This is a genomic window from Flavobacterium ginsengiterrae (genome assembly GCF_039539785.1).
GTDB lineage: Bacteria > Bacteroidota > Bacteroidia > Flavobacteriales > Flavobacteriaceae > Flavobacterium > Flavobacterium ginsengiterrae.
Map to the genome: position 1 here is coordinate 139,719 of NZ_BAABDU010000009.1, position 24,327 is coordinate 164,045.

General features: G+C 32.8%; 21 protein-coding genes. 9 read left to right on the forward strand and 12 right to left on the reverse strand.

Annotated features, from left to right (window positions below; genetic code table 11):
* The first annotated feature begins 2 nt into the window (after positions 1 to 2).
* Together ABD859_RS22005 and ABD859_RS22010 are read left to right on the forward strand one after the other, a co-directional pair.
* Positions 3 to 1,466, forward strand: a complete 1,464-nt coding sequence (locus ABD859_RS22005; RefSeq protein ID WP_345146890.1) for a glycoside hydrolase family 125 protein — start codon at positions 3 to 5, stop codon at positions 1,464 to 1,466.
* A 25-nt stretch (positions 1,467 to 1,491) separates the two neighbouring features.
* Positions 1,492 to 2,391 carry an ROK family protein gene (locus tag ABD859_RS22010; protein WP_345146891.1) on the forward strand — a complete coding sequence of 300 codons (900 nt, stop codon included), beginning with the start codon at positions 1,492 to 1,494 and terminating at the stop codon, positions 2,389 to 2,391.
* A 57-nt stretch (positions 2,392 to 2,448) separates the two neighbouring features.
* On the opposite strand, the gene ABD859_RS22015 is transcribed toward ABD859_RS22010, so the two are convergent.
* From ABD859_RS22015 to ABD859_RS22040, 6 genes are all read right to left on the reverse strand, one after another.
* Entirely contained in the window at positions 2,449 to 3,078 is a 630-nt protein-coding gene (locus tag ABD859_RS22015) for a DsbA family oxidoreductase (protein WP_345146892.1), read from the reverse strand.
* A 348-nt stretch (positions 3,079 to 3,426) separates the two neighbouring features.
* Positions 3,427 to 4,545: a DNA polymerase III subunit beta gene (gene dnaN, locus ABD859_RS22020; protein ID WP_345146893.1), complete on the reverse strand. Its 1,119-nt coding sequence runs from the start codon at positions 4,543 to 4,545 to the stop codon at positions 3,427 to 3,429.
* A 106-nt stretch (positions 4,546 to 4,651) separates the two neighbouring features.
* The gene (gene gldG, locus ABD859_RS22025; protein ID WP_345146894.1) at positions 4,652 to 6,337 is read right to left on the reverse strand and encodes a gliding motility-associated ABC transporter substrate-binding protein GldG; all 1,686 of its coding nucleotides are present in this window, start codon (positions 6,335 to 6,337) and stop codon (positions 4,652 to 4,654) included.
* Positions 6,337 to 7,062: a gliding motility-associated ABC transporter permease subunit GldF gene (gene gldF / locus ABD859_RS22030; RefSeq protein WP_345146895.1), complete on the reverse strand. Its 726-nt coding sequence runs from the start codon at positions 7,060 to 7,062 to the stop codon at positions 6,337 to 6,339. The genes gldG and gldF overlap by 1 nt, the downstream gene beginning before the upstream one ends.
* 175 nt (positions 7,063 to 7,237) lie before the next feature.
* Positions 7,238 to 7,534 (reverse strand): putative quinol monooxygenase, encoded by a 297-nt coding sequence (locus tag ABD859_RS22035; RefSeq protein ID WP_345146896.1) that lies wholly within the window; start codon positions 7,532 to 7,534, stop codon positions 7,238 to 7,240.
* Positions 7,535 to 7,798: 264 nt separating this feature from the next.
* A complete protein-coding gene (locus tag ABD859_RS22040) occupies positions 7,799 to 8,626 on the reverse strand; it encodes an SAM hydrolase/SAM-dependent halogenase family protein (protein WP_345146915.1) in 828 nt (275 codons plus the stop codon).
* Positions 8,627 to 8,940: 314 nt separating this feature from the next.
* Between ABD859_RS22040 and ABD859_RS22045 the strand changes: the two genes are divergently transcribed.
* From ABD859_RS22045 to ABD859_RS22070, 6 genes are all read left to right on the forward strand, one after another.
* Positions 8,941 to 9,891 (forward strand): PhoH family protein, encoded by a 951-nt coding sequence (locus tag ABD859_RS22045; RefSeq protein ID WP_345146897.1) that lies wholly within the window; start codon positions 8,941 to 8,943, stop codon positions 9,889 to 9,891.
* A gap of 133 nt (positions 9,892 to 10,024) precedes the next feature.
* Positions 10,025 to 10,396, forward strand: coding sequence for a DUF1801 domain-containing protein (locus tag ABD859_RS22050; protein WP_345146898.1), 372 nt, complete (start codon positions 10,025 to 10,027; stop codon positions 10,394 to 10,396).
* Between the two features lie 129 nt (positions 10,397 to 10,525).
* Complete coding sequence (locus ABD859_RS22055; RefSeq protein ID WP_345146899.1) at positions 10,526 to 11,356, forward strand: Cof-type HAD-IIB family hydrolase; 831 nt, start codon at positions 10,526 to 10,528, stop codon at positions 11,354 to 11,356.
* A gap of 163 nt (positions 11,357 to 11,519) precedes the next feature.
* The gene (locus ABD859_RS22060; protein WP_345146900.1) at positions 11,520 to 12,473 is read left to right on the forward strand and encodes a phosphoribosylaminoimidazolesuccinocarboxamide synthase; all 954 of its coding nucleotides are present in this window, start codon (positions 11,520 to 11,522) and stop codon (positions 12,471 to 12,473) included.
* Positions 12,474 to 12,505: 32 nt separating this feature from the next.
* Positions 12,506 to 13,654: a glycoside hydrolase family 26 protein gene (locus ABD859_RS22065; RefSeq protein ID WP_345146902.1), complete on the forward strand. Its 1,149-nt coding sequence runs from the start codon at positions 12,506 to 12,508 to the stop codon at positions 13,652 to 13,654.
* Between the two features lie 462 nt (positions 13,655 to 14,116).
* Positions 14,117 to 14,500: an ankyrin repeat domain-containing protein gene (locus tag ABD859_RS22070; protein WP_345146904.1), complete on the forward strand. Its 384-nt coding sequence runs from the start codon at positions 14,117 to 14,119 to the stop codon at positions 14,498 to 14,500.
* 175 nt (positions 14,501 to 14,675) lie between these two features.
* Here the strand turns inward: ABD859_RS22070 and ABD859_RS22075 are convergent, their stop codons facing one another.
* From ABD859_RS22075 to ABD859_RS22100, 6 genes are all read right to left on the reverse strand, one after another.
* Complete coding sequence (locus ABD859_RS22075) at positions 14,676 to 17,774, reverse strand: efflux RND transporter permease subunit (RefSeq protein ID WP_345146905.1); 3,099 nt, start codon at positions 17,772 to 17,774, stop codon at positions 14,676 to 14,678.
* Positions 17,775 to 17,777: 3 nt separating this feature from the next.
* Positions 17,778 to 18,863: an efflux RND transporter periplasmic adaptor subunit gene (locus tag ABD859_RS22080; protein ID WP_345146907.1), complete on the reverse strand. Its 1,086-nt coding sequence runs from the start codon at positions 18,861 to 18,863 to the stop codon at positions 17,778 to 17,780.
* Positions 18,864 to 18,875: 12 nt separating this feature from the next.
* Positions 18,876 to 20,123: a TolC family protein gene (locus tag ABD859_RS22085; RefSeq protein WP_345146909.1), complete on the reverse strand. Its 1,248-nt coding sequence runs from the start codon at positions 20,121 to 20,123 to the stop codon at positions 18,876 to 18,878.
* 87 nt (positions 20,124 to 20,210) lie between these two features.
* Entirely contained in the window at positions 20,211 to 21,572 is a 1,362-nt protein-coding gene (locus ABD859_RS22090; protein ID WP_345146911.1) for a HAMP domain-containing sensor histidine kinase, read from the reverse strand.
* On the reverse strand, positions 21,569 to 22,249 hold the full coding sequence (locus ABD859_RS22095) for a response regulator transcription factor (protein WP_345146912.1): 681 nt from the start codon (positions 22,247 to 22,249) through the stop codon (positions 21,569 to 21,571). Before ABD859_RS22095 ends, ABD859_RS22090 begins: the two co-directional genes overlap by 4 nt.
* Before the next feature lie 63 nt (positions 22,250 to 22,312).
* On the reverse strand, positions 22,313 to 23,401 hold the full coding sequence (locus tag ABD859_RS22100; RefSeq protein ID WP_345146913.1) for a M42 family metallopeptidase: 1,089 nt from the start codon (positions 23,399 to 23,401) through the stop codon (positions 22,313 to 22,315).
* A gap of 81 nt (positions 23,402 to 23,482) precedes the next feature.
* Between ABD859_RS22100 and ABD859_RS22105 the strand changes: the two genes are divergently transcribed.
* Positions 23,483 to 24,163 carry a DUF4294 domain-containing protein gene (locus tag ABD859_RS22105; RefSeq protein ID WP_345146914.1) on the forward strand — a complete coding sequence of 227 codons (681 nt, stop codon included), beginning with the start codon at positions 23,483 to 23,485 and terminating at the stop codon, positions 24,161 to 24,163.
* Positions 24,164 to 24,327 lie beyond the last annotated feature (164 nt).

A 24,327-nucleotide genomic window follows, 5' to 3' on the forward strand; every position in this document is an offset into this window, starting at 1 on the left:
ATATGCAGTCACGTAGAAAATTTATAAAAAACGCAGGTATTTTTTCGGCAGGATTATTAGCACTTCAAACAGAAGCTTTCGGATTTAATTCAGATACTTTTCAGTTTCCTTTAAAAGATTTTATTTCTAAAAGACCTCCTGTTGCCGAAAGAAAATTTACAAGTAAAGCCATTGAAGCTGCTATTGTACGCGTTAAAAAACAAATTGCTAATCCTGAATTAGCATGGATATTCGAAAATTGTTTTCCAAATACATTAGATACTACGGTAGATTTTGAAATTATCGACGGAAAACCAGATACATATGTCATTACAGGAGATATCGATGCCATGTGGCTTCGCGATAGTACAGCGCAGATCTGGCCTTATATTCCATTTGTAAAAGAAGATCCAAAACTGGCAGAATTGGTAAAAGGAGTAATTAACCGTCAGGCTAAATGTATTCTGCTTGATCCGTATGCCAATGCTTTTTATAAAGATTTTACCAAAGAAAGCGAATGGAAAAATGATTTAACGAAAATGCAGCCCGGAATTCATGAAAGAAAATGGGAAATAGACAGTTTGTGTTATCCGGTTCGATTAGCGCACGGATATTGGAAAGAAACAGGAGATATCAGTTTGTTTGATGCCAAATGGAAAGAAGCAATGCTTTTAATCCTGCAGACTTTTAAAGAACAGCAACGATTAGACGGAAAAGGCGGTCCATATAGTTTTCAGCGTCAAACAGCTTGGGCGACAGACGGAGTTCCGTTAGGCGGTTATGGTTATCCTGTAAAACCTTGCGGCTTAATTGTTTCGACTTTCAGACCAAGCGATGATTCTACTTTGTTTGGTTATTTGATTCCGAGTAATATGTTCGCCATTGAAATATTAGGTTATTTAATTGAAATTTTCTCTCTTCCGGCTTTAAAAGATACTGATTTAGTTGCAAAAGCCACAGAATTAAGAGATCAGGTTCAAAAAGGTTTAAACGAACACGGAATTATCAACCATCCTAAATTCGGAAAAATTATTGCTTTTGAAGTAAACGGATACGGAAGTTTCCACATGATGGATGATGCAAACGTACCATCTTTATTATCATTACCTTATTTAGGCGCAATTAAACCAAATGATCCATTATATCTTAATACAAGAAAAGTAGTATTGTCTGATAATAATCCATTTTTCTACAAAGGAAAAGCAGGAGAAGGAATTGGAGGTCCGCATACCGGAGTCGATACAATCTGGCCTATGAGTATTGTATTAAGAGCTATTACAAGTGTCGACGAAAAAGAAATAAAAAACTGTATAAGTAATTTAATAAAAACAAATGCCGATACAGGATTTATGCACGAATCATTTCATAAAGACGATGTAAATAAATTTACCCGTAAATGGTTTGCATGGGCGAACACACTTTTTGGAGAAATGATTGTACACACCAGCATTCATTATCCGCAGATTTTAAAAGACAAAAATATCTAGTACTAAATAAGCTAAACAAGTAAAAATGAATACACCATACGCTATTGGGCTGGATATAGGGGGCACACATATTACGGCGGCGGTTATCAATACACGAGAAATGAAAATAATTGATTCGTCATTATATAAGGAATCTTTCAATTCTAATCTGCCGGTAAATGAAGTAATGGATATCTGGAAAAACGTTATTACGACTGCAATTACTAATTCAAAAACTGAAAATATAACAGGAATTGCCGTTTGTATGCCCGGACCTTTTGATTATGAAAAAGGAATAAGCTGGATAAAAGACCAATCTAAATATGAATATTTTTATGGATTAAATGTTAGAGAACTGCTTTTAGAAAGTCTTAATTTCTCAAAAGATTTTCCTGTTCTTTTTGAAAATGATGCTGTTTGCTTTGGAAAAGGCGAAGTGTTTAAAAATCAGGAAAATTTATCTAAAAAAGTAATGGCAGTTACTTTAGGAACCGGATTAGGAGCTTGTTTTATAGATAATGGAATTTCTATTAATTCAGGAAATTCAGTTCCTGCCGACGGCGAAATATACAATCTGCCTTATAAAGAGGGTATGGCAGAAGATTATGTTTCAGTTAGAGGACTTTTGTCGCATTATAAATCTGTATCAAATGTAGATCTCAAAAATGGTTTAGAGCTTTACAATCTGGCAAAAAGTGGAAATGAACAAGCTGCTAAAGTATTTGAAAAAATGGGAGAAGATTTAGCAGAAGTGGTTATTCCATGGATAAAAAACTTTTCTGCAGATCATATTATTATTGGCGGAAAAATTGCCAACGCAAGTGATTTGTTTTTATCTTCATTTAATAAAAAAATAAAAGAATCAAATTTAGAAATAGAGGTTTCTATTTCAAACGATAATGAAATTGCAGCCTTATTAGGGGCGGTCAGTTTTCTTTGTGATTAAAATAAAAACGGATGAGTTCATTACTCATCCGTTTTTATTTTAAAATATATTTAAATATTACTTTAAACCTTCTTTTATAGTCTGTACAAAAGCTTCAACGGGCTGAGCACCAGAAACCGCATACTTTCTGTCAAAAACAAAAAACGGAACGCCCTGCACGCCAATTTCCTGAGCTTCATTAATATCACTTTCAACTTCTTTAATAAAAAGATTATCGCTTTGTAATACTTTCAGAACATCTTCTTTATTTAATCCTGCTTTTTCAGCCAGTTCAATTAAAGTAGGTCCGTCGTTTAAATCTCTTCCTTCAGTAAAATAGGCTTTAAAAAAAATCTCTTCGATTTCATCGCCTAATTTTTTTGTTTTAGCAAGCTGAATAATTCTGTGAGCCTCGAGTGAATTTGAAATAACAGCTTTATCGAAGTTATAATCTAAACCAACACTTTTTGCGCGTTCTGTGACACCTTTATGCATTTCTTTAGATTGTTCAACCGTCATGCCTTTTCTTTCGGCTAAATACGTATAAACGTCTTTTCCGGGTTGTGGCGTAATAGATGGATCGAGCTGGAAACTTTTCCATTCTATTTCAAATTCATTTTCAGGAAACTGTTTTAAAGCCGTTTCCAATTGTCTTTTTCCGATATAACAAAACGGACACATTATGTCCGACCAAATTTCTATTTTCATTTTACAAAGATAGGCTTTTAGTTTCAAGTTTTAGGCTTCAGGTTTCAGGTTTAACCGCAGAGTCCGCTAAGAATTACGCAAGGAACGCAAAGTTTATCCTTGTGAACTTTGCGAAAAAAACTTGCGTGCTTTGCGGTTAAACACACAAAAAGAGTTTAATCTTGTTTCAGCCTGAAACTTAAAACCTGAAACAAAATTTACAAAAACTAAAAAACCGCAACTCTTAAAAAAGAATTGCGGTTTCTAGGTATAAAAAATGGTTGGTTAATAGCGATATATTTTTTTTACAATGATATGTCTTTAATTTTAAATTAAAAAAAATCCCTGTAACAAAAAGAAGATTTGATGTTAACTATTTAACATTACAGGCATTACCAACATTGTTACTGTTTCTCCTTCTTCTAAACCATCAACAGGAGTTAAAATACCAGCACGGTTAGGCAATGACATTTCTAACATAATCATGTCTGACTGAAGGTTTGTAAGCATTTCAATTAAGAAACGTGAATTGAAACCAATTTGAAGATCATCTCCTTGATAATCACAAGTTAATCTCTCTTCTGCTTTGTTTGAGTAATCGATATCTTCTGCAGAAACGTTTAATTCTGCACCAGCGATTTTCAAACGAATCTGGTGTGTAGTTTTGTTTGAGAAAATCGCAACACGACGAACAGAACTTAAAAATAAAGAACGATCGATCATTAACTTATTTGGATTTTCTTTTGGAATTACCGCTTCGTAGTTAGGATATTTTCCGTCGATTAAACGACACATTAAGATATAATTGTCAAATGAGAAAGTCGCATTTGAATCGTTGTATTCAATTTTAACTTCAGCGTCAGAGCTTCCTAAAATACTTTTTAAAATATTTAAAGGTTTCTTTGGCATAATAAAATCAGCTACCTGAGATGCTTTTACATCGGCACGTGCATACTTTACTAATTTGTGAGCATCTGTAGCAACAAAAGTTAAGCCTTCTGGAGAAAACTGGAAGAAAACCCCAGACATTACCGGACGTAAATCATCGTTTCCGGCAGCAAAAATCGTTTTACTTACAGCAGTTGCCAAAACATCAGCAGGAACTAAAGTTACAGACGGATCTTCCAGATTTACAGATTTAGGAAATTCTTCTCCTGCAGCGTATGCTAATGCATATTTACCTGAGTTAGAGCTGATTTCAACTGTATTGTTGTCTTCAACTGTAAAAGTTAAAGGTTGTTCTGGAAATGTCTTTAAAATTTCAAGTAAAAGTTTTGCTGGTACTGCAACACTTCCTTTACTTGTAGAATCGATTGATAATGTTGCCGACATAGTGGTTTCAAGGTCTGAAGCCGAAACTGTCAACTCATTATTGTCTAGTTCAAATAAAAAGTTATCTAAAATAGGAAGTGTATTATTACTATTAATAACACTGCCTAAAACTTGTAATTGTTTTAATAAGTACGAACTCGATACTATAAATTTCATCGTCTTTTGTTTTATTTTTTGGAGAACTCTTTAGAATTTAGGCTCTAAAGATATGGATTACAAATATATCGTAAACATTCTAAGTTTCGCAATTTTTTTATTAACATTACTTACTGTACTTTCTTTTTCTTATAAAGGTAAATACTAAGCCAAAAACCAATAAAATAAGGATTGGAAGCCCGATAGTTATGAATTGTGTCAGGGTATATTTTTCGTAAACTTTTTCTTTATCTAATAAAGGCAGTTCTACATCTTTACTTCTAATGTTAATAAGTCCTGTATCGTCAAGCAGATAATTAACACAGTTCATCATGAAATCTTTATTATCGTACAGGTTTCCGGTTCTTTGATCATATCCCAGTTCAACCGGCATCATGTTTTTGTCTAATTGGTTTCTGGCGATATCTCCATCAGCAACCACAATCATTTTGGTTGGTTTTCCTTTTGGCAGGAAAGAACTTTCTTTAAATGGCAGAATACGATTCTCAAAAACAGAATGAAAACTTCCTTCTAATAAAACCGAAAGAACTAAATTTCCTTTGTTTAAATAATCTTTTGGAGATGTTTCCTCGGTTACCATATTCAGATTAATTTCTGTTGGCGTTCCAATTTGTTTTGAATATTGTGAAGACTGCAGTAAAACAGTTTTTTTAATTCCGTTTTTCAAAGTATCAATCGGACTTGCAAAATCAAATTTAATGCCTCCAAGATTTTTTACAATAGGATGCTGGCTTGTTGGGTAAACCTGAGGCGCAAATTTCCAGATAAAATCCTGATATTGAGTTGCACTTCCTTGTTCTCCGGTTGCCAGTTTTATTGGACTTCCTTGTTCGTCTTTTACTAAATCAGGATTAATTCTAAATCCGTATTTAAAGAACATATCGTTTAAATTTAATTCTCTCGGATATGCTAAAGTTGCGCCTGCATCATTGTATAAACTATCCATATCTGCAGCTACCTGATCGATCAGCCATAACATTTTACCACCATTCATAATAAACTGATCCAGAACTTGTTTTTCTTCATCAGAGAAATTTTCAGTTGGTTTAGAGATTATCGCTAAATCATACTTTTTAAGAGCATCTAAAGTTCCGTTTGGATCTTTAGCAACAGAATCCAATGTAAAAGGACCAATATAATAGCTCTCTTTTATTTGTCGTAACAGCTTTCCAATATGGATTTCAGATAATTCGCCGTTACCTTTTATAATGGCAACTTTCTTTTGTCTGTCTTTAGTAACTTTATTAATAGCGTCAGCAATTGAGTATTCTAAATGCTGAATCGATCCTATGACTTTTTGAGATGTTGAAGCTCCCATTATGTTTTTCAATAATGGAATATTAACTTCTTTATTGTTATATACTGCAATTGCCCAAGGAAAAACCATTGCCTGAGATTGTTTTCCTTTGTCGTCGACCGTAATATTTACAGGCGTAAGACCTTTTTGGTAAAGCGATTTTATCATTTCCATGCTTTCGTCTTCGTTTTCCATTGGATTTACGAATTCAAAAACAATATTGTTATTATAAGCCTGAAACTCTTCTAAAAGTTGTTTTGTTTCCTGCTGCAAACGTCTGAAATCTGCGGGAAGTTCTCCCTGCATATAGATTTTAATCGATAACGGATTTTTAATCTGTTTTACGATTTTTAATGAAGTTGGAGATAAGGTGTAACGTTTGTCTTTCGTTAAATCGAAACGGTGAAAAAACAAACTTCCCAGAACATTTAAAACAATTAAAATAAAAATTGTAATGCCTAATGTCTTTAAATTTAATTTATTAGATGCTTTCATTACGCTTTAAAAGATTTTAATTGATAAACGGTAAAAGATAAAAATAAAACGCTGATACTTAAAAAGTAAATCACATCGCGAGTGTCAATAACGCCTCGGCTCATACTTTTAAAATGATCCTGCATTCCAAATGCCGAAATGATATTTGACTGTCCCGGAATTAAAGAAGCTAATCCTTCAAAACCAAAATAAAAAATAAAGCATAGAAAAACGGCAATAATAAAAGCAACGATTTGATTTTCTGAAAGGGTAGAAGTGAAGATTCCAATTGCTGAATATGATGCAATTAAAAACAATAAACCGAAATAAGAACCAATTGTACTTCCCATGTCAATGTTTCCTTCCGGAGAACCCAAACCAGAAATTACTTCTACATAAATAAAAGTTGGAATTATTGCCAGAATGATTAATAAAAGTGCCCCGAAGAATTTTCCGTTTACAATCTCCCAAACCGATAATGGTTTTGTTAAAAGCAATTCAAGAGTTCCTTGTTTTCTTTCATCAGAAAAACTTCTCATGGTTACAGCCGGAATCAAGAAAATTAGAATCCACGGTGCTAATGTAAAAAACGGAGTCAAATCGGCATAACCAGTATCTAATATATTGTAATCTCCTTTAAATACCCATAAAAAAAGTCCGTTAATGATTAAGAATATCGCAATGACAAAATAGCCGATTGGCGAACCAAAAAAGGATTTTATTTCTCTAAAAATGATTGATTTCATTTGTTATTTTTGTTTTTATTGTTTGCTTCGCCCGTTCGGCTTTCAGCCTCGGGTCAGGTTTCACGTTTCAAGTTGCTTTTTCTTTGTGAACTTTGTGTTTTTGTCAAACCCTTTTTTAATATAATCTTTGCGTTCTTTGCGGTAAAATTTTAGGTTGTTAAATTAACTTGAAACTTTAAACTAAAGAAACTAATTTATCTACACTCCAAGCTTCTGGTTTAGCATTAAATAACTTTTTTGTAAAATCCCAGACAGTATTAAATAGATCAGATTTTTTGTAATTTTCCAGATCTTCTTCAGTTTCCCAGTAACTGTAAGTAAAGAAAATACATTTGTTATTTTTATCCTGATACAATTCTAAAAAACGATTTCCTTCTGCATTTCGTATTTTCTCTTTTACAGATTCAAAATTCTCCAGAAAATCAGGAATCTTTTCTTCGTGAAAACTCATTTTTACAATTCGGACAAACATTTTTTATTTTATATTTTAGATTGTTGATTTTAGAATTGTTAATATCTAAAAGTATTTTCAGGTGCGCAAAAATACCAAAATTGATTGTTCTTTTTTATAAAAAATAAAATATTCTGAATATAGTTTTTCTACAATATTGCCATTACGATGTAGAAGGAATCTTTGTAAGAAGCTGCGAATGAAAAAATGCTAAGCTTTATAGAGTTATTTGTGAAGATTTCTCGTTCCTAGAAATGACAAACCCCACGGAAAATCTAAAATTGATTACGAAAATTTAATCGTAATTACATCACGATAATTCAGTCCAAGTAAACTATTTGCAGAGCCAACTTTAGAAGGATTGCTTCTAAAAATGGCAATTTCAAGAAAACCGGCTTCATTAAAAATAGCCAGTTTCTCGCCTTCATAAGTTTTAATCGGGTATTTATCTGAAGTAGCAATAGCCGAATAATTTGGCAGAATGGTTTTGATGCTTTTTGGTTTCATTACAATTTCATACGGACGGCCTTTAGCTACTTCCAAAAATTGCTGTTTTGAAATATTCGTTACCACGTTCCCAAAATGGTCAATGTAAATAACATAGCCTTTCAACGAATTTCCGTCGGCGGCAACTACAGCCTGAAGTTCTGTAACTTCTTTAATTGTGTTGATTTCTTTACCAATTACATTCAATAGTCCGCCTTTTGCAAGATGACACGCCACTTGTATAAAAATATCGAGATCAGTAAATTCGATAGGAAAACGATCATGAATATTGATTTCTACAATTTTTTGCGGCACAATCTTCTGCGTAAGCATGCTTAGAATTCCATTATCGGCACAAATAAAATAATGATCGTTCCACTGCATGGCAATATGCTGGTTTTCTTTGTTGCGTTCAATATCAACACCAATCAAGTGTACGGTGCCTTTTGGAAAACTTAAATACGATGCGCCAATAACGTAACTTGCTTCGGCAGTATTAAATGGATCTATATCATGCGAAATATCAATAATTCGTGCATCCGAAAGTTCAGAAATGATTTTACCCTTCAGCGAGCCCACAAAGTGGTCTTTTAAGCCGTAATCAGTAGTAAGGGTAATTATTGACATCATTTTGTTTATAACTATTGATAGTATTTAACTCGAATTTTTATTAAATTTGAGAAATGCAAAGCTAGTAATAGTAAATGCAAATTGAAAGAAAGAAAATACAAATTGCGATAAAATTATAGTAAACGTATATAGTAGTCACAGTTAGCAGTTCCAGTTTTCAGTCTTTTAAAAAAAACTTGATTTTATAGAAAAATTTAAGTACTTTTTTGATAATAATAAAAACTGCATACTGAGACCGAATAACCGCGACTCAAAGAACCCGACAGCAATAGATTTAAAAACAAATTTATTTTTAATTTAAAATTACTCATTTGAACGAAAGAATTATCGAGCTAGTAGACATCGCACCAAAAGAATTTTGGGGCGCACAGGATTCTCATCTTGAAATAATAAAAAAGTACTACCCAAAGCTTAAAATCGTAGCGCGAGGGACAACTTTAAAAGCCTTTGGCGAAAAAGAAGTTTTAGATGAATTCGAAAAGAGATTTCAGAGGCTTATGCTTCACTTTACCCGATATAATAACATTGACGATAATGTAATTGAACGTGTAATTATGAGTGATGGTCAGGATGAAAGAAAAGCATACGATCATGACAAAATATTAGTTCACGGGGTTGGCGGTAAAATTGTAAAAGCCATGACGCCAAATCAGCAGCTGCTGGTCGATACCATCAAAAAAAATGATATGGTTTTTGCAGTAGGTCCCGCCGGAACGGGAAAAACCTACACGGGTGTTGCAATGGCTGTTAAAATGCTTAAGGATAAGGAAGTAAAAAGAATCATATTAACGCGTCCTGCGGTTGAAGCCGGCGAAAATCTTGGTTTTCTTCCGGGTGATATGAAAGAAAAACTAGACCCTTACATGCAGCCGCTTTATGATGCACTTCGAGATATGATTCCTAATGAAAAACTGGAAGATTATATTTTAAAAGGAATTATTCAGATTGCACCTTTGGCTTTTATGCGCGGACGTACACTGGACAATGCCTTTGTAATTCTGGATGAAGCCCAAAATACCACACATTCGCAAATGAAAATGTTTTTAACCCGTATGGGGAAAAATGCAAAATTCATGATTACCGGAGATCCTGGACAGGTCGATTTACCACGTCGTACTATTTCTGGTCTTAAAGAAGCTCTTTTGGTATTAAAAGATATTGAAGGAATTGGAATCATTTATCTGGACGATAAAGATATTGTTCGACACAGGTTAGTGAAAAAGGTAATCGATGCTTATAAACAGATTGAAAATCACGATTAATAATTTTTAGCCAAATGTTAGATGTAAATCGTAAATTGTATTTTAGCATTTAATAATATTCGTTTTGTATTTTACTTATTGGAAAATGCAAAACGAATATTTTTTTTGATAAAAAAGTAAAGATTATTTTTAGATGAGAGAAGTAGATCTTTTTTACGAAAATTCAGAACTCCCTTTTAGAGAAGTTTTCATTGCTTTAAAGGAAATTATTCTGCGTCAGGATAAAGAAATTACCCATGAACTAAAGTATGGGATGCCGTTTTTTTGCTACAAAGGAAAAATGTTCTGCTATTTATGGATTCATAAAAAATACAAACAGCCTTATATTGGTATTGTTGAAGGAAAACATTTCGAAGAATCTTTTTTGCTTCAGGAAACTCGTTCGAGAATGAAAATTATGTTGTTTGATGAAAATGAAGATCTGCCAGTTGAACAAATCAATAATGTAATCAACAAAGCCATAAATTTATACAAAACAGGTATTATAAAAACCAAAAGCAAATGAAATGATTTGTTTGACTAAATAGTTAAATAAATAATAAACTTACAGCATTTTGGGTTTTTGACGATTAAAGGTTTTGGTCTTGCGAGCTTAAAATCTTAAATTTGCATTTATAAATATTTGATTATTAATATGACAAAACTTAAGAATATAAAAGTTGTAGTAAGTGATTTAGACGGCACTTTACTCAACCCCGAACATAGAATTTCAGATTATACAAAATCCATTTTTCAGGAACTTCACAATCAAGGTTATCTTATCGTTGTAGCTACAGGACGTCATCATCTTGATGCAATGGCAATTATAGAAAAACTTGAAATTCCTGTTTATCTGGTAAGTTCAAACGGAGCCAGAGTTCATTCGCCGGAAAAAGAAGAATTATTTGCTTTTAACTTAGACAGTGATGTAGTTAAAGCTGCTTTAAATGTTGAAATAGATCCGGAAATTACAGTAGTTTTATTTAAAGAAAACACATGGCAAACTAATAAATGGAACGAAAAACTGAATTCTTTTCAGGAAGAATTAAAATATCGTCCCGAATTAGTTGATTATAAAAAGCTAGAAGATTTTGGCGCTATCAAGATTTTCTTTTCATGTCAGGATCATGAAAAATTAGTGAAATTAAAAGATGCTATTTTAGAAAATTCATCAGAACATCTGCATCATGCTTTTAGTCTTCCGACTTGTCTTGAATTTATGGACAAATCGATTGATAAAGCGGTTGCAATTGAAACAGTTCTTGAAAGAGAAGGATTTACTCTGGCAGAAGCAGTTTCTTTTGGCGATGGTTTTAACGATGTTCAAATGTTATCTTCGTCAGGAAAAGGTCTTATTATGGGTAATGCGCCTTCAGGATTAAAAGAAACACTTCCTGATTTAGAAGTTATTAAAACAAATGCAGAGGATGGCGTGGCAAGATATATAGCATCGAAAATATTAGATAAAGAATTAGCTGCAGGTTAATTAAATCAAGATAAATATCAAAATCCCTGAACAAATGTTCAGGGATTTTTTATTTAAAAAAGCTCAAACAAAAAATATTTCAATTTATCTCTTTCTTTTGATGGTGAAACTCTCTGAAATAATTTTAAATTTGCATTCATAAAAAACAACACAACTAAAGATAATGAGCAATACAATCACAACCACAAATTTTAATTTCCCGAATCAGAAATCAGTTTACCGCGGAAAAGTTAGAGAAGTTTACAATATTAATGACGAACTTTTGGTAATGGTGGCAACTGACAGACTTTCGGCATTTGATGTGGTTTTACCAAAAGGAATTCCGTACAAAGGTCAGATTTTGAATCAAATTGCGACAAAATTCATGGAATTAACTCAGGATATTGTTCCAAACTGGTTAATTGCAACTCCAGATCCTAACGTTGCTGTTGGTCATTTATGCGAGCCTTTTAAAGTAGAAATGGTTATTCGCGGTTATCTTTCAGGACATGCAGCACGCGAATATGCAGCAGGAAGAAAACAAATCTGCGGTGTTACAATGGCCGAAGGTTTAAAAGAAAATGATAAATTCCCTGAACCTATTATTACGCCAACTACAAAAGCTGATAATGGTTCTCATGACGAAGATATTTCACGCGAAGATATTCTTTCAAAAGGAATTGTTTCAGAAGAAGATTATTTGGTTCTGGAAAAATATACAAGAGCATTATTTCAAAGAGGAACTGAAATTGCAGCTGGACGCGGTTTAATTTTAGTAGATACAAAATACGAGTTTGGAAAAACGAAAGACGGTAAAATTGTTTTAATTGATGAAATTCATACTCCGGATTCTTCTCGTTATTTTTATGCTGAGGGTTATGCCGAAAGACAGGGAAAAGGAGAGGAGCAAAAACAATTATCTAAAGAATTTGTTCGCCGCTGGTTAATCGAAAACGGTTTTCAAGGTCAGGAAGGACAGCAGATTCCGGATATGAATGATGCTTACATAGAATCAGTTTCTGAAAGATATATTGAATTGTATGAGAATATTTTAGGAGAAAAATTCGTAAAAGCAGATATTGACAATATTGATCAACGTATTGAAAAAAACGTATTACAATACCTTGCTTCTAAATAGTAATTTTCGGGTTTAAACTAACTATTTAAACCATGAAAAATAATAAATCAAAAATTGCCTTGTTATTTCTATTAATAACAGGGCATTTTCTTTTTGCCCAAATAGATAAAAAAGCAACAAAAGAAACCAAAAACCTTTACAAGAATCTTAAAACCATTTCGAAATCGCATATTTTGTTTGGACACCAGCATGCGCTTGAATACGGACACGGATGGTCGAACGAGCCCAATAAATCCGATGTGAAATTAGTTACAGGTTCTCATCCGGCTGTGGTTGGAATAGATTTCAGCGATTTTTCAGGGCGTACTAAAGAAGAAACCGAAAAATCAAAAGAAGCTTTACGAAAAAATGTAATGAATACGTATGAAAGAGGCGGTATTACTACCGTTTCGTGGCATTTTAATAATCCTGCATCAGGCGGTGGATTTTATTGGAAAGATTCCATTTCAGTTCCTGCAATGTCTTTAATAAAAGAAGGCGGTTCTCACCACGAAGAGTACAAAGAAATTTTAAAAACTATTGCTGATTTTGCTCATTCTGCAAAAGCAAAAGACGGAAATTTGGTTCCTATGATTTTTAGGCCTTTTCATGAATTTGATGGTGACTGGTTTTGGTGGGGCAGAAAATATACTTCAAGAGAAGATTTTATCGCCGTTTGGCAGTTTACAATTTCTTATTTGCGTGATACTTTACAGGTTCACAATTTCATTTATGCTTATTCTCCGGATAATCGGTTTAACAATGAATCTGAATATTTGGAACGTTATCCAGGTGATAATTATGTCGATTTATTTGGAATGGATGATTACGGAGATTTTGGACGAGACGGAAAATACGATTTAGAAGCAGGAATAAAGAAACTCAAAATAATTTCTGATACAGCCATAAAAAAGAAAAAACTGGCCGCTTTTACAGAAACTGGTTTAGAATCAATTCCAAATGCAGACTGGTGGACTAATGTTTTATTACATTCTCTTCAAAAAGAAAAGCTGGAGCTTTGCTACGTTTTAGTCTGGCGTAACGATGCTGTAAGTCCAACACATTATTATGCCCCCTTTCCAGAACAAATAAGTGTTCCTGATTTTATTAAATTTTATAATGATCCGTATACTTTGTTTGAAAACGATTTAAAAAACATATACAGTGCAAAATTTAAGCTGAAACACATTTATAATGATTAAAAAGTACATGTTAAAATGAATAGAAACGACAATACTATTTCGTTGTAAAATAAGCTTTTTCTTTCATTTTTAATTTTTTACTTACACGGTCAATTTTCATGACAAATCCACAAAAACTAGGTTATTTTTTTTCTTTTAATGAAAAATTTCTGCCTTTTTTATACATGTTGTTATTGTATAGTTAAAAGAGTAAACTATTCTTTATCGTTTTTCTTAATTTCTTTATCATAAATTTTAAAAAAATATTCGATTTCGTGTAACATTTCTACATTTGCTGCGTCTTTTATATAGAATTTGAATTTTAAAAAGCTAATATTTCGAATTCATTAACTAAAAGTTAAGAATTAGTTAAAACAAGGTACTTTGTTATACAATATACCGTTTTTTAATTTACATTTGTTACAGAATTTAAAATTCATCATCAATCAAATAATTATCAATCAATTTAACAACCCAATCATTATGAAAAAATCAGTTATTTCTTTAGGTCTTGCTTCAGTTGCATTTGTAAATGTTTCTATGGCTTCAAACAGCACATCAGCTGCTAAAAATGAAATTACAGTATCAGCTGTATATGAAGGAACACCTCTTGTAGTTGCAGTAGCTAAAGGAGATATCGACACAGTAAAGAAATTTATCGAGTACGGTGCTAATGTTAACGAAAAAGCAGACGATATGTCTCCTTTAATGACAGCAGCTCGTTATAATAAAGTAGAAATTATTAAAGTTTTATTAGCAGCTGGAGCTCGTCCATCTGATAAAAATGAAAAAGGATACACAGCTTTAAAATATGCACAATTATCTAATGCAGCAGAAGCAGTTGCAATTTTAAAAGATGCAAAATAAGCTTTAAAACAGTTTAAAAAGTTTGAGTTAGTAAAACGGCCTTCTTTGAGCAGAAGGCCGTTTTTTTATGCCTTTTCCTTAGATATATAAATCAAAAAAGCACCATTATAAATAATGATGCTTTTCCTTTCTAAACCAAATTAATCTAACCAAAATTAATTTTATCGTAAAACCGTTATTCTATCGGTGCGTGTTTTTTTCGGTTGAAAATCCAAAACAAGATTGGGAAAACCAATAATGTTAAGATTGTAGCTGTTACTAATCCGCCAATAATTACAATTGCAAGCGGTTTTTGCGATTCTGATCCAATTCCTGTTGAAATCGCAGCAGGCATTAAACCTATCGAAGCCATAAGTGCTGTCATGACTACCGCTCTTGTTCTGGCTTTTACTCCCATAAAAATAGAATCTTCTAATGAGAATTTAGCCTTGATATTATGATGAAATTCCGATATCAGGATTACACCATTTTGAATACAAATCCCCAGAAGGGCAATAAAACCAACTCCCGCCGAAATTCCGAAATTCATTCCGGTTAAATGCAGAGCAATGATTCCTCCAATTACGGCAAACGGAACATTGGCCAATACAAGAAGAGAATCCTTGAAATTTCCAAATAAGATGAATAGCAACACAAATATTCCAATTAAACTGATTGGTACAACCTGAGCCAGACGCGCACTGGCACGAACCTGATTTTCAAATTCACCAGTCCATCCGGTTGTATATCCCGGAGGCATTTTTACTTCAGCTGCTTTTGATTGTGCTTCGGCAATTGTACTTCCTAAATCTCGGTCACGAACAGAGAATTTTACACCAATAAAACGTTTTGTGTTGTCTCTGTATATAAATGCCGGTCCTGTTATCGTTTTAATGTCGCAGATTTCTTTTAAAGGAATTTTGGCACCGCTTATGGTTGGTACTTTTAATTCTGATAAATCTTCTTCATCTTTTCGATATTCTTTAGAAAAACGAACTCTGACATCAAATTTCTTTTCGTCTTCATATTTTTGAGTGGCAGTTTTTCCTCCAAAAGCTAATTCTAAAACTGCCTGAGCATCGCTTAAAGTTACACCATAAGCAGCCATTTTTTCTCGATCAAGAATTACACTAATTTCCGGCTGACCAACATTTCGAAGAATTCCAACGTCTTTAATTCCCGGAATATCTTTAATTTTTGCCAGTACTTGGTTTGAAAGTTCATCGAGTTTATCTAAATCATCTCCGTAAATTTTTACAGCATTTGAGGCTTTAAAGCCGGCTACAGATTCGGCAACGTTATCAATTACAGGCTGTGAATAATTATAAGTAATTCCCTGATGAACTTTTAGTTTTTCATCCATTTGATTAATTAAATCATCCATTGAAATTTTTCGTTTCCAGTCTGCTTTTGGTTTTAAATCAACCTGAAGCTGAATAAATCCAAATCCATTTGGGTCAGTTCCATCATTGCTTCGGCCAGTCTGCGAAAGCACATTTTTTACTTCAGGAAAACTTTCCAGATCTTTTCGGATCATGGCGGCAGTCTTGACACTTTCGGGCAGGGAAGTACTCATTGGTAATTCGGCTGTTACCCACAATGCTCCTTCATTTAACTGAGGTAAAAATTCTGTCCCTAAAAATGTTGCAGAAAAAAATGTTACTGCAATAAGAGAAAAAGAAATAACTAATGTTTTTACTTTATGTTTAAATGTCCATGCAAAACCTTTTGCGACATTTTTGTCCCAAAAATTAACAAACGGATTATTTTTCTCTTTAACGTTTTTATTCAATAATATGTGAGATAAAACAGGAACGAGTGTCAGCGTAAAAATTAAAGCTCCCATTAAGGCAAAACCTAATGTGTATGCGAGAGGAGAGAACATTTTTCCTTCTACTTTCTGGAAAGAAAATATTGGAAGCAGTGCTGTAATGATAATTAATTTAGAAAAGAAAATAGCTTTACCCATTTCTGTTCCGGTTTTCTTAATTATGCTTCCTTTTGCAATTTTGTTATACGCCGTCATTCCTAACTGATGCGCCCTATGATCGAGTACAACAAATAGTCCTTCAACCATTACTACGGCACCATCAATGATAATTCCAAAATCGACCGCACCTAAACTCAGCAGGTTGGCGCTCATTCCCATCATTTTTAAGCATAAAAATGCAAATAAAAGCGAAAGCGGAATTACAATAGAAACTGTAAAAGTAGTTCTCCAGTCGGCCATGAAAAGAAACACTACACAGGTAACTAAAATGATACCTTCAAATAAATTATGCATTACCGTTTCGGTAGTGAAATTCATTAGGTTGTCGCGATCGTAGAAAGTTTCAATTTTAATATCTTTTGGAAGAATATTATCATTTAAGTCCTTAATCTTATCTTTTATTAATGCTAAAGTTTCCTGAGCATTTTCGCCTTTACGCATAACAACGATTCCTTCTACGGCATCATCATTATTTCCAATTCCGGTTTGTCCCACGCGAGGCATCGAACTTTCGTAAACATCAGCAACGTTTTTAACTAAAATTGGATTGCCTCCGGCTTGATCTACGATAATATTTTCAATGTCTTTTCTGGATTTTATAAGCCCGACTCCGCGAACAACAAATGCTTGTCCGTTTTTCTCGATAATATCCCCGCCCACATTTACGTTTCCTGCGTCAACGGCGTTATAAACCTGAAGCGGTGTGATGTTATATTTAGCTAATTTTACCGGATCAACTCCAACTTCATAAGTTTTTGTCTGACCTCCAAAAACATTTAAATCTGCAACTCCCGGAACGGCGCGTAATTGTTTGTCTATAACCCAGTTTTGATAGGTTAATAATTCACGGCTGTCTCTGCTGTTACTTTTTACAATATATCTGAAAATTTCGCCCGTTGGTCCGTAAGGAGGCTGAACATCTGGTTCTACATCGTCTGGAAGTGTTACGTTTTTTAATAAATTATTGACCTGAAAACGGGCAAAGGTATCATCGACACCATCATCAAAAATAATTTTGATTACTGATAAACCAAACATGGTAATACTGCGCACGCTGGTTTTCTTTTGCACCGAGTTCATTGAAATTTCAATAGGAGTCGTTACAAAACGTTCTACTTCTTCGGCACTTTTACCATTCCATTGTGTAATAATAATGATTTGGGTATTAGTAACATCCGGAAAAGCATCAATTGGCATATGTTTAAAGGAAATAAATCCAGCTACAGCCAATATACCTACCCAAAAGAAGGTAAATGCTTTATTCTTAAGTGAAAAAGCAATTATATTTCGTATGAATTTGTTCATGTCTTAATCGTTTAAAGCGCGATAAATAAATAATTGATTATTGGTAATGACTTTTTCATTATCCTTTAAACCGCTTGAGATATAGGTTGTGTCGCCAACAACTCTGTAAACCTCCACTTGTCTTGTTTCAATATTGTGACGGTCTTTAAAAATCATAACGAAGTTTTTGCTTTTATCAAAAACAATAGCGTTACTTGGTATGGCTATCATTGACTCATTTTCATTGTAAGACAATTTAATATTAGCGTTCATATCCGGTTTTAATAAAAAACCTGGATTTTGAAGTTTAATACGCGCCTGCATGGCTTTGGTTTCCGGATCAATTACATTGAAAATTTTATCGACTTTTCCTTTAAATACTTTATCAGGATAACTTAAAGTAGTAACGCTGGCATCAATTCCCAGTTTAATTTTATTAATATCAATTTCATTGATATTTGCCATTGCCCACACTTCACTGATTTCGGCAATGTCAAAAATATTTTCAGAACGGTCAGAACGTAAAAGCATATCCTGATTAATGCTTTTTTGAATAATGAAACCACTTATAGGAGCCGTTACTTCATAAATAGAACCGGCTTTAATATTGTAAATTTTATAGGTTTCCTGAATTTTGCTTAATTGCGACTGCGCTTTATTTACTTCCGATTTAGCTTCAAGAACATCGCTTTCAGAATTTAATTTTCCGTCAAATAATTCCTGAGCCACTTTTAGTTTGTTTTTTGAAACCAGTAAATCATTCTTTGCATCGATAGACTGCTTTTCAAAATCGGCAACATCAGTACTTTTTATGGTTGCTAAAACTTGCCCTTTTTTTACATAATCTCCAAGTTCAACATTTACCTTCATAACATTTCCGCCCACAAGCGGGTAAACATCAATCATTTTATTATTGTCAGCAGTAATTTTTCCATAAAAACTTAATTCATTTTTTACAGTCTGCGTTTGTGCAACAGCCGTTGTGGTAGTTTTAAGCATATTATCGCTCAAAACAAATGAAGTATTAGTCTGCGGATTATCTACTTCTTTTTTACAGCCTGTAAGCGATAAACTTACTATTGCAATCCCTATAATTAGTGTATGTTTCATTATTATTTAATTTTAAAATAAATCCTTGTTGATGGTAGTATTTAGTTCTTCGCCTGAAAGAGCCAGTTTTTTCTTTAATTCATTAACCTGAATATTGGCCTGATTATAGCTTTCCATGAAATCTGTAAATTCCAGTAAACTGATATTACGTTTTTGAAAATTGGTTAAGATTCCATTATAAACCGCTTCGAAATCAGCATTTACGGTTGGTTTAATTACCGCATAATTTTTACGTGATTCATCCCATTTATTCCAAGCCGATGTAATTTCGGTTTCTAACTGAAGATCAAAATTTTGTTTTTCAACTTTTGACTGAGCTAAAACGGCCTGCGCATTTTTAATATTTCCTTTGTTTTTGTTCCAAAGAGGTAATGGAATTCCGACTGACACATTTGCTTCTTTGTTAAAGGCACCGCTTCGCTGATCATAATTGGCACCTAAAGTAATATCAGGAACCGAAAGTGATTTTTGCCATTTTACATTCAGTTCATTAGCTTCGATTTCTTTTTGCTTGGCTAAATAATCTGGACGATTCGCAATAGCTTCATCTTCAAAAGATTTTAGATCAAAAGGTATTATTTTTAGATATTTATTAAAATCGTCTTTTGAAACATCAGGAATTATAGTTTCGGTAGAGTTTAAAAGTAGTTTTAAGTTTGCCTGCTCTTCAATACTGCTGTTTACTACTTCCATACGCTCGTTTTTAAAATTTAAATACAATGATTGTAAACGAACAACATCTCGCAGCGGAATATTTCCTTTTTGTGCCTGAATAGAGTAGGAGTTGATTAAGTCTTCGATATGAACTAATTGCTTATCTGTTATTTCAAGACTTTTTGTGTTATAGTAAACGGTATAAAAGCTTTGACGTAGCTGTAATTTTAATGTTCTTAGTAAGTCATTAAACTGTAATTCTGCTAATTGTTCATTAGTTTTGGCGAGTTTAACCTCATTACGTTTTTTTCCGCCTAAATAAATTAGCTGTTCAATGCCAAACGCTTTTTGTCCTTGTTTACCAATGTCAAAAAACTTATCCCTTTCTGGGTTATAAGCATTTAATTCTGCGGTAATGGTTGGGTTATCCCAAATTCGGGATTGAATGGTCATCGCTTTCGCAGCATCAATATTATAATGAGAGGCCAGCAAAAAAAGATTGTTTTTTAAAAACTGGCTCTCACAATCTTGAAGTGTGATTGTTTTTTGAGCCATAACTACCTGATTAAAGAGTACAAGCAGCAATATTGCATATAGTTTTCTCATTGTATCTATTTTATTTTATACAAATATGCTATCACCAGACTTTAAGAGGGCTTAAAATCTACCTTAAAATTAGCTTAAAATAAAATATTAATGAAAGAATAATTGGAATAAATTTATATTATCATCTGGAATACTGTAAGTTATGTGGGATTTATGGAGTTTTAGTATTCGGTTTACAATACGTAATCCAAGACCAAAGCCTAATGTTCCTTTAGAATTTTGTCCCCTCATAAAAGGTTCAAAAAGATTTTTTTGTTCGTTTTCGCTTAATGTTTTTCCGGTGTTTAAAACTGAAATTACAAGTTGCTCTTCCTGAGTGCTTATGGTTACTAGTGCTTGATTATTATCAGAATAAATGCAGGCATTTTTTAAAACATTGATTAATGCAATTTCAAGAAGGTTTTTATTTCCTTTAATTTCCAGTGCCGTATCTAAATTTTCACTTTCTTCAATTTCAAACAAAATGATAAATTCCGGAAAACTCTTTTTTAGATTTTCAATAGCCGAAAATAAGATTTCATCCATTCTATGGATTTCATTGTCTTCGTTTTCTTTATTGTTGTCAATTTTAGATAATATTAATAGAGAACTAATTAATTGCGTTAAATGATTGACATCTGATAAAATTGTGGTCAGAAAGTTTTTTCCTTTAATAGATGTTGAAGGGTCGGTAATTGTATTTTCAATTTGAGATGTAATTCTCGACAAAGGAGTTCTTAATTCGTGCGAGGCATGAGCTGTAAATTCTTTTTGTCTTTGGTAAGAAACCTCAATGCGATCCATCATGAAATTGAATTCATTTGCAATTAAATCAATTTCATCTTTATTGCTTTTAGATTCAATACGGGTATCAAGATTATTTTCGTTGATATTTTTTATTTTTTGATGAAATAATCCCAGCGGATTCATTGCTTTTCTAACCATAAATGAAGTTAAAACCCAGCAGATACAGGTAAAGAATATATATGATACAACTAAAGTATATCTTAAAAAAAGGAGTTTTCTTTTTCCGTAATCATCAGTTGCCGAAATTAGAGCATAAAAATCTTTTTCATTTGTATCATAAAAAACACCATATACTTCATAATCACCTTGCTGTTTAAAAAATGTTTTGTGTTTTTTAAGGTATTTTAAATCTTCAACAGACCAATTAATTTTGGCATCGTCGATACTGCTGTAAATAAGTTTAAAATGAGAATCAAAAACCAAAGTTTTTTCATCATATAACTTATTAATTGAATTTTGATCAATCATTTTAAGCAGTTGATCATCGACTTCTTTTACATTAACTAAAAGTTTAATGTTTGAAAGCGCTTTTATTTCAAGGCGTTCACGAAATTCTTCTTTTCTAAAATTAGAATACAAAACAAATATCACGGTCGATGCCAACCCAAAAAGGATTGTAAACAACAAACTTACCAGTAGTGATATTCTGTTTTTTAATGTCATTCTTTGTTACTTAAATAATAACCGTAACCAATTTTGGTTCGAATAAGTTTAGTTTCGTGCTCTTTGTCAATTTTCTTTCTAAGAAAGTTTATATAAACTTCAATTGTATTTTGATTGGTTTCAATATGATAATCCCACAATTTCTCTGCAATAAACTGTTTCGAAAGCACTTTTCCTTTGGCATGAGCCAAAATTAAAATCAGCTTAAATTCTTTTGGAGTCAGTTTTATTTCTTCACCTGAACGAAAAACTTTCATTTCATCTTCCAGTATTTCTAAATCTTCAACAATGATTTTATTTTCCGTTTGCTGCGGAATTTCTTTTCTTCTTAATAATGATGAAATTCGGGCAAATAATTCTTCAAAATGAAAAGGTTTAACCAAATAATCATCAGCACCGCTGTCAAAGGAAGCCAGTTTGTCTTCAATTTCACTAAAAGCTGTCAGCATTATAATAGGTATTTTTTTGTCAACTTCGCGAATGCCTTTGCAAACCTGAATTCCATTTATTCCTGGTACATTAATATCCAGAATAATTAAATCATATTCATACGGAAAATATTTTTTTAGCAGTAAAGATCCATCATAATAAGGAACACACTCGAATTGCTTAGTAGTAAAAAATGCCGATATTTCTTTAGACAAAGTAAAATCGTCTTCGAGTAGTAGTATTTTCATATTTGAGGGAATTTTAAAATTCGGCCATTAAAAAAACAGCCGAATTTAATATAAAGATAGTTTTTATTTGAAGTAAGAGAATGTTTCGTTATTCTCAATCTTCAATAATGATTCATAAATAAGCTGAATGACATTTTCAACATCTTCTCTTTGAACCATTTCTACTGTAGTATGCATATATCGTAATGGAAGAGAAATTAATGCCGAAGCTACACCTCCGTTGCTGTAAGCAAAAGCATCAGTATCTGTTCCGGTTGCTCTGGATGTTGCATGACGTTGAAAAGGAATATTGTTTTCTTCGGCAGTGTCTACAATTAAATCGCGAAGTTTGTTTTGAATTGCAGGAGAATAAGCAATAACAGGGCCTTTACCCATTTTTAAATCGCCTTCTACTTTTTTGTCAATCATTGGAGTAGTGGTATCATGGCACACATCGGTAACAATAGCAACATTTGGTTTTATGGTATGAGCGATCATTTCTGCACCTCTAAGACCAATTTCTTCCTGAACCGAGTTGACAATATATAAACCAAAAGGAAGTGTTTTTTTGTTCTCATGCAATAAACGGGCAACTTCGGCAATCATAAAACCACCCATTCTGTTGTCTATAGCACGACATACAAATTTGTTTTCGTTCAAAATCATGAACTCGTCAGGATATGTAATAACACAGCCTACATGAACACCCATTGCTTCAACCTGTTCCTTAGTTTCACAGCCTAAATCAATAAAAATATTGCTTAATTTAGGAATTTCCTCTTTGTCTCTTAAACGGGTATGAATAGCCGGCCATCCAAAGACACCTTTTACGATTCCTTTTTTGGTATGAATGTTTACCCTTTTAGAAGGAGCAATCTGATGATCTGAACCGCCGTTTCTAATTACATATAATAATCCGTCTTCTGTTATATAGTTTACATACCATGAAATTTCATCGGCATGGCCTTCAATAACAACCTTAAAAGGAGCATCCGGATTAATAACCCCAACAGATGTACCGTATGTATCTGTAATAAAAGTATCAACATACGGTTTTAGATAATTCATCCAGAGTTTTTGTCCTTCGCTTTCATATCCGGTAGGCGAAGCATTATTTAGATAGCTTTCCAGGAAAGCAATAGAGGTATCGTTTAGTATAGATTTTGTGCTCATAAAAATATTTTTGCGCTAATTTATAAATTTGGTATTAGAGTTGTGTATAAATATATAATTTTACGTTTAAATTAAGATTCTATGAGATTTAACTGCTTCATTCTATTTATACTATTTATTTCATTAACAAGTCAGGCCCAAGTTACCCCAAAAGAGAATCAGGAAATGGGATACATATTAACAGAAAAAGATTCAATACTGAATGATACGATTCAGCTTCCTGAAATAATTATTTCAAAAGGACAGCAAATGAGTGCTGAAGAATTGAAACAATTTCAGATTCTGCAAATGAGAGTATACAAGGTATATCCGTATGCTCGATTAGCAGCCGACAGACTAACAGCATTAAATAACGGAATGGCCAGATTAAAGACCAGTCGTGAAAAAAAGAAGTATTTTAAAATTGTAGAAGATTATCTAAATAATGAGTTTGAAGACAGACTCAAAAAGCTTTCCAGAAAACAAGGGCAGATTCTTGTAAAACTCGTGCATCGACAAACCGGGAAAACAACCTATGAATTAATAAAAACTTTAAAAAGTGGTTTTAAAGCTTTTGTTTCAAACACAACAGCAAATTTGTTTGATATAAGTTTGAAGACAGAATACAAACCTTACGAAGTCAATGAAGATTATTTAATAGAAACAATTTTAATTCGCGGTTTCGAATCCGGACGTTTGGTAAATCAGCCTCCGGCAAATCCTGTAAACTATAACAACCTAATGACGCATTGGGAGAAAAAAGCAAAAGAAATTAATAAGTAGTATTATACTATACATATATATGTATATCCAACCCGACAGGTTTCAAAATCTGTCGGGTTTGTTTTTTGATACATTAATATATATGTAAAGCATTATTTTTTAAAACCCCAGTTTCCTGTAGAGAGGCAATAGCCCATTTAATTTTAGAGACGCACAGCAGTGCG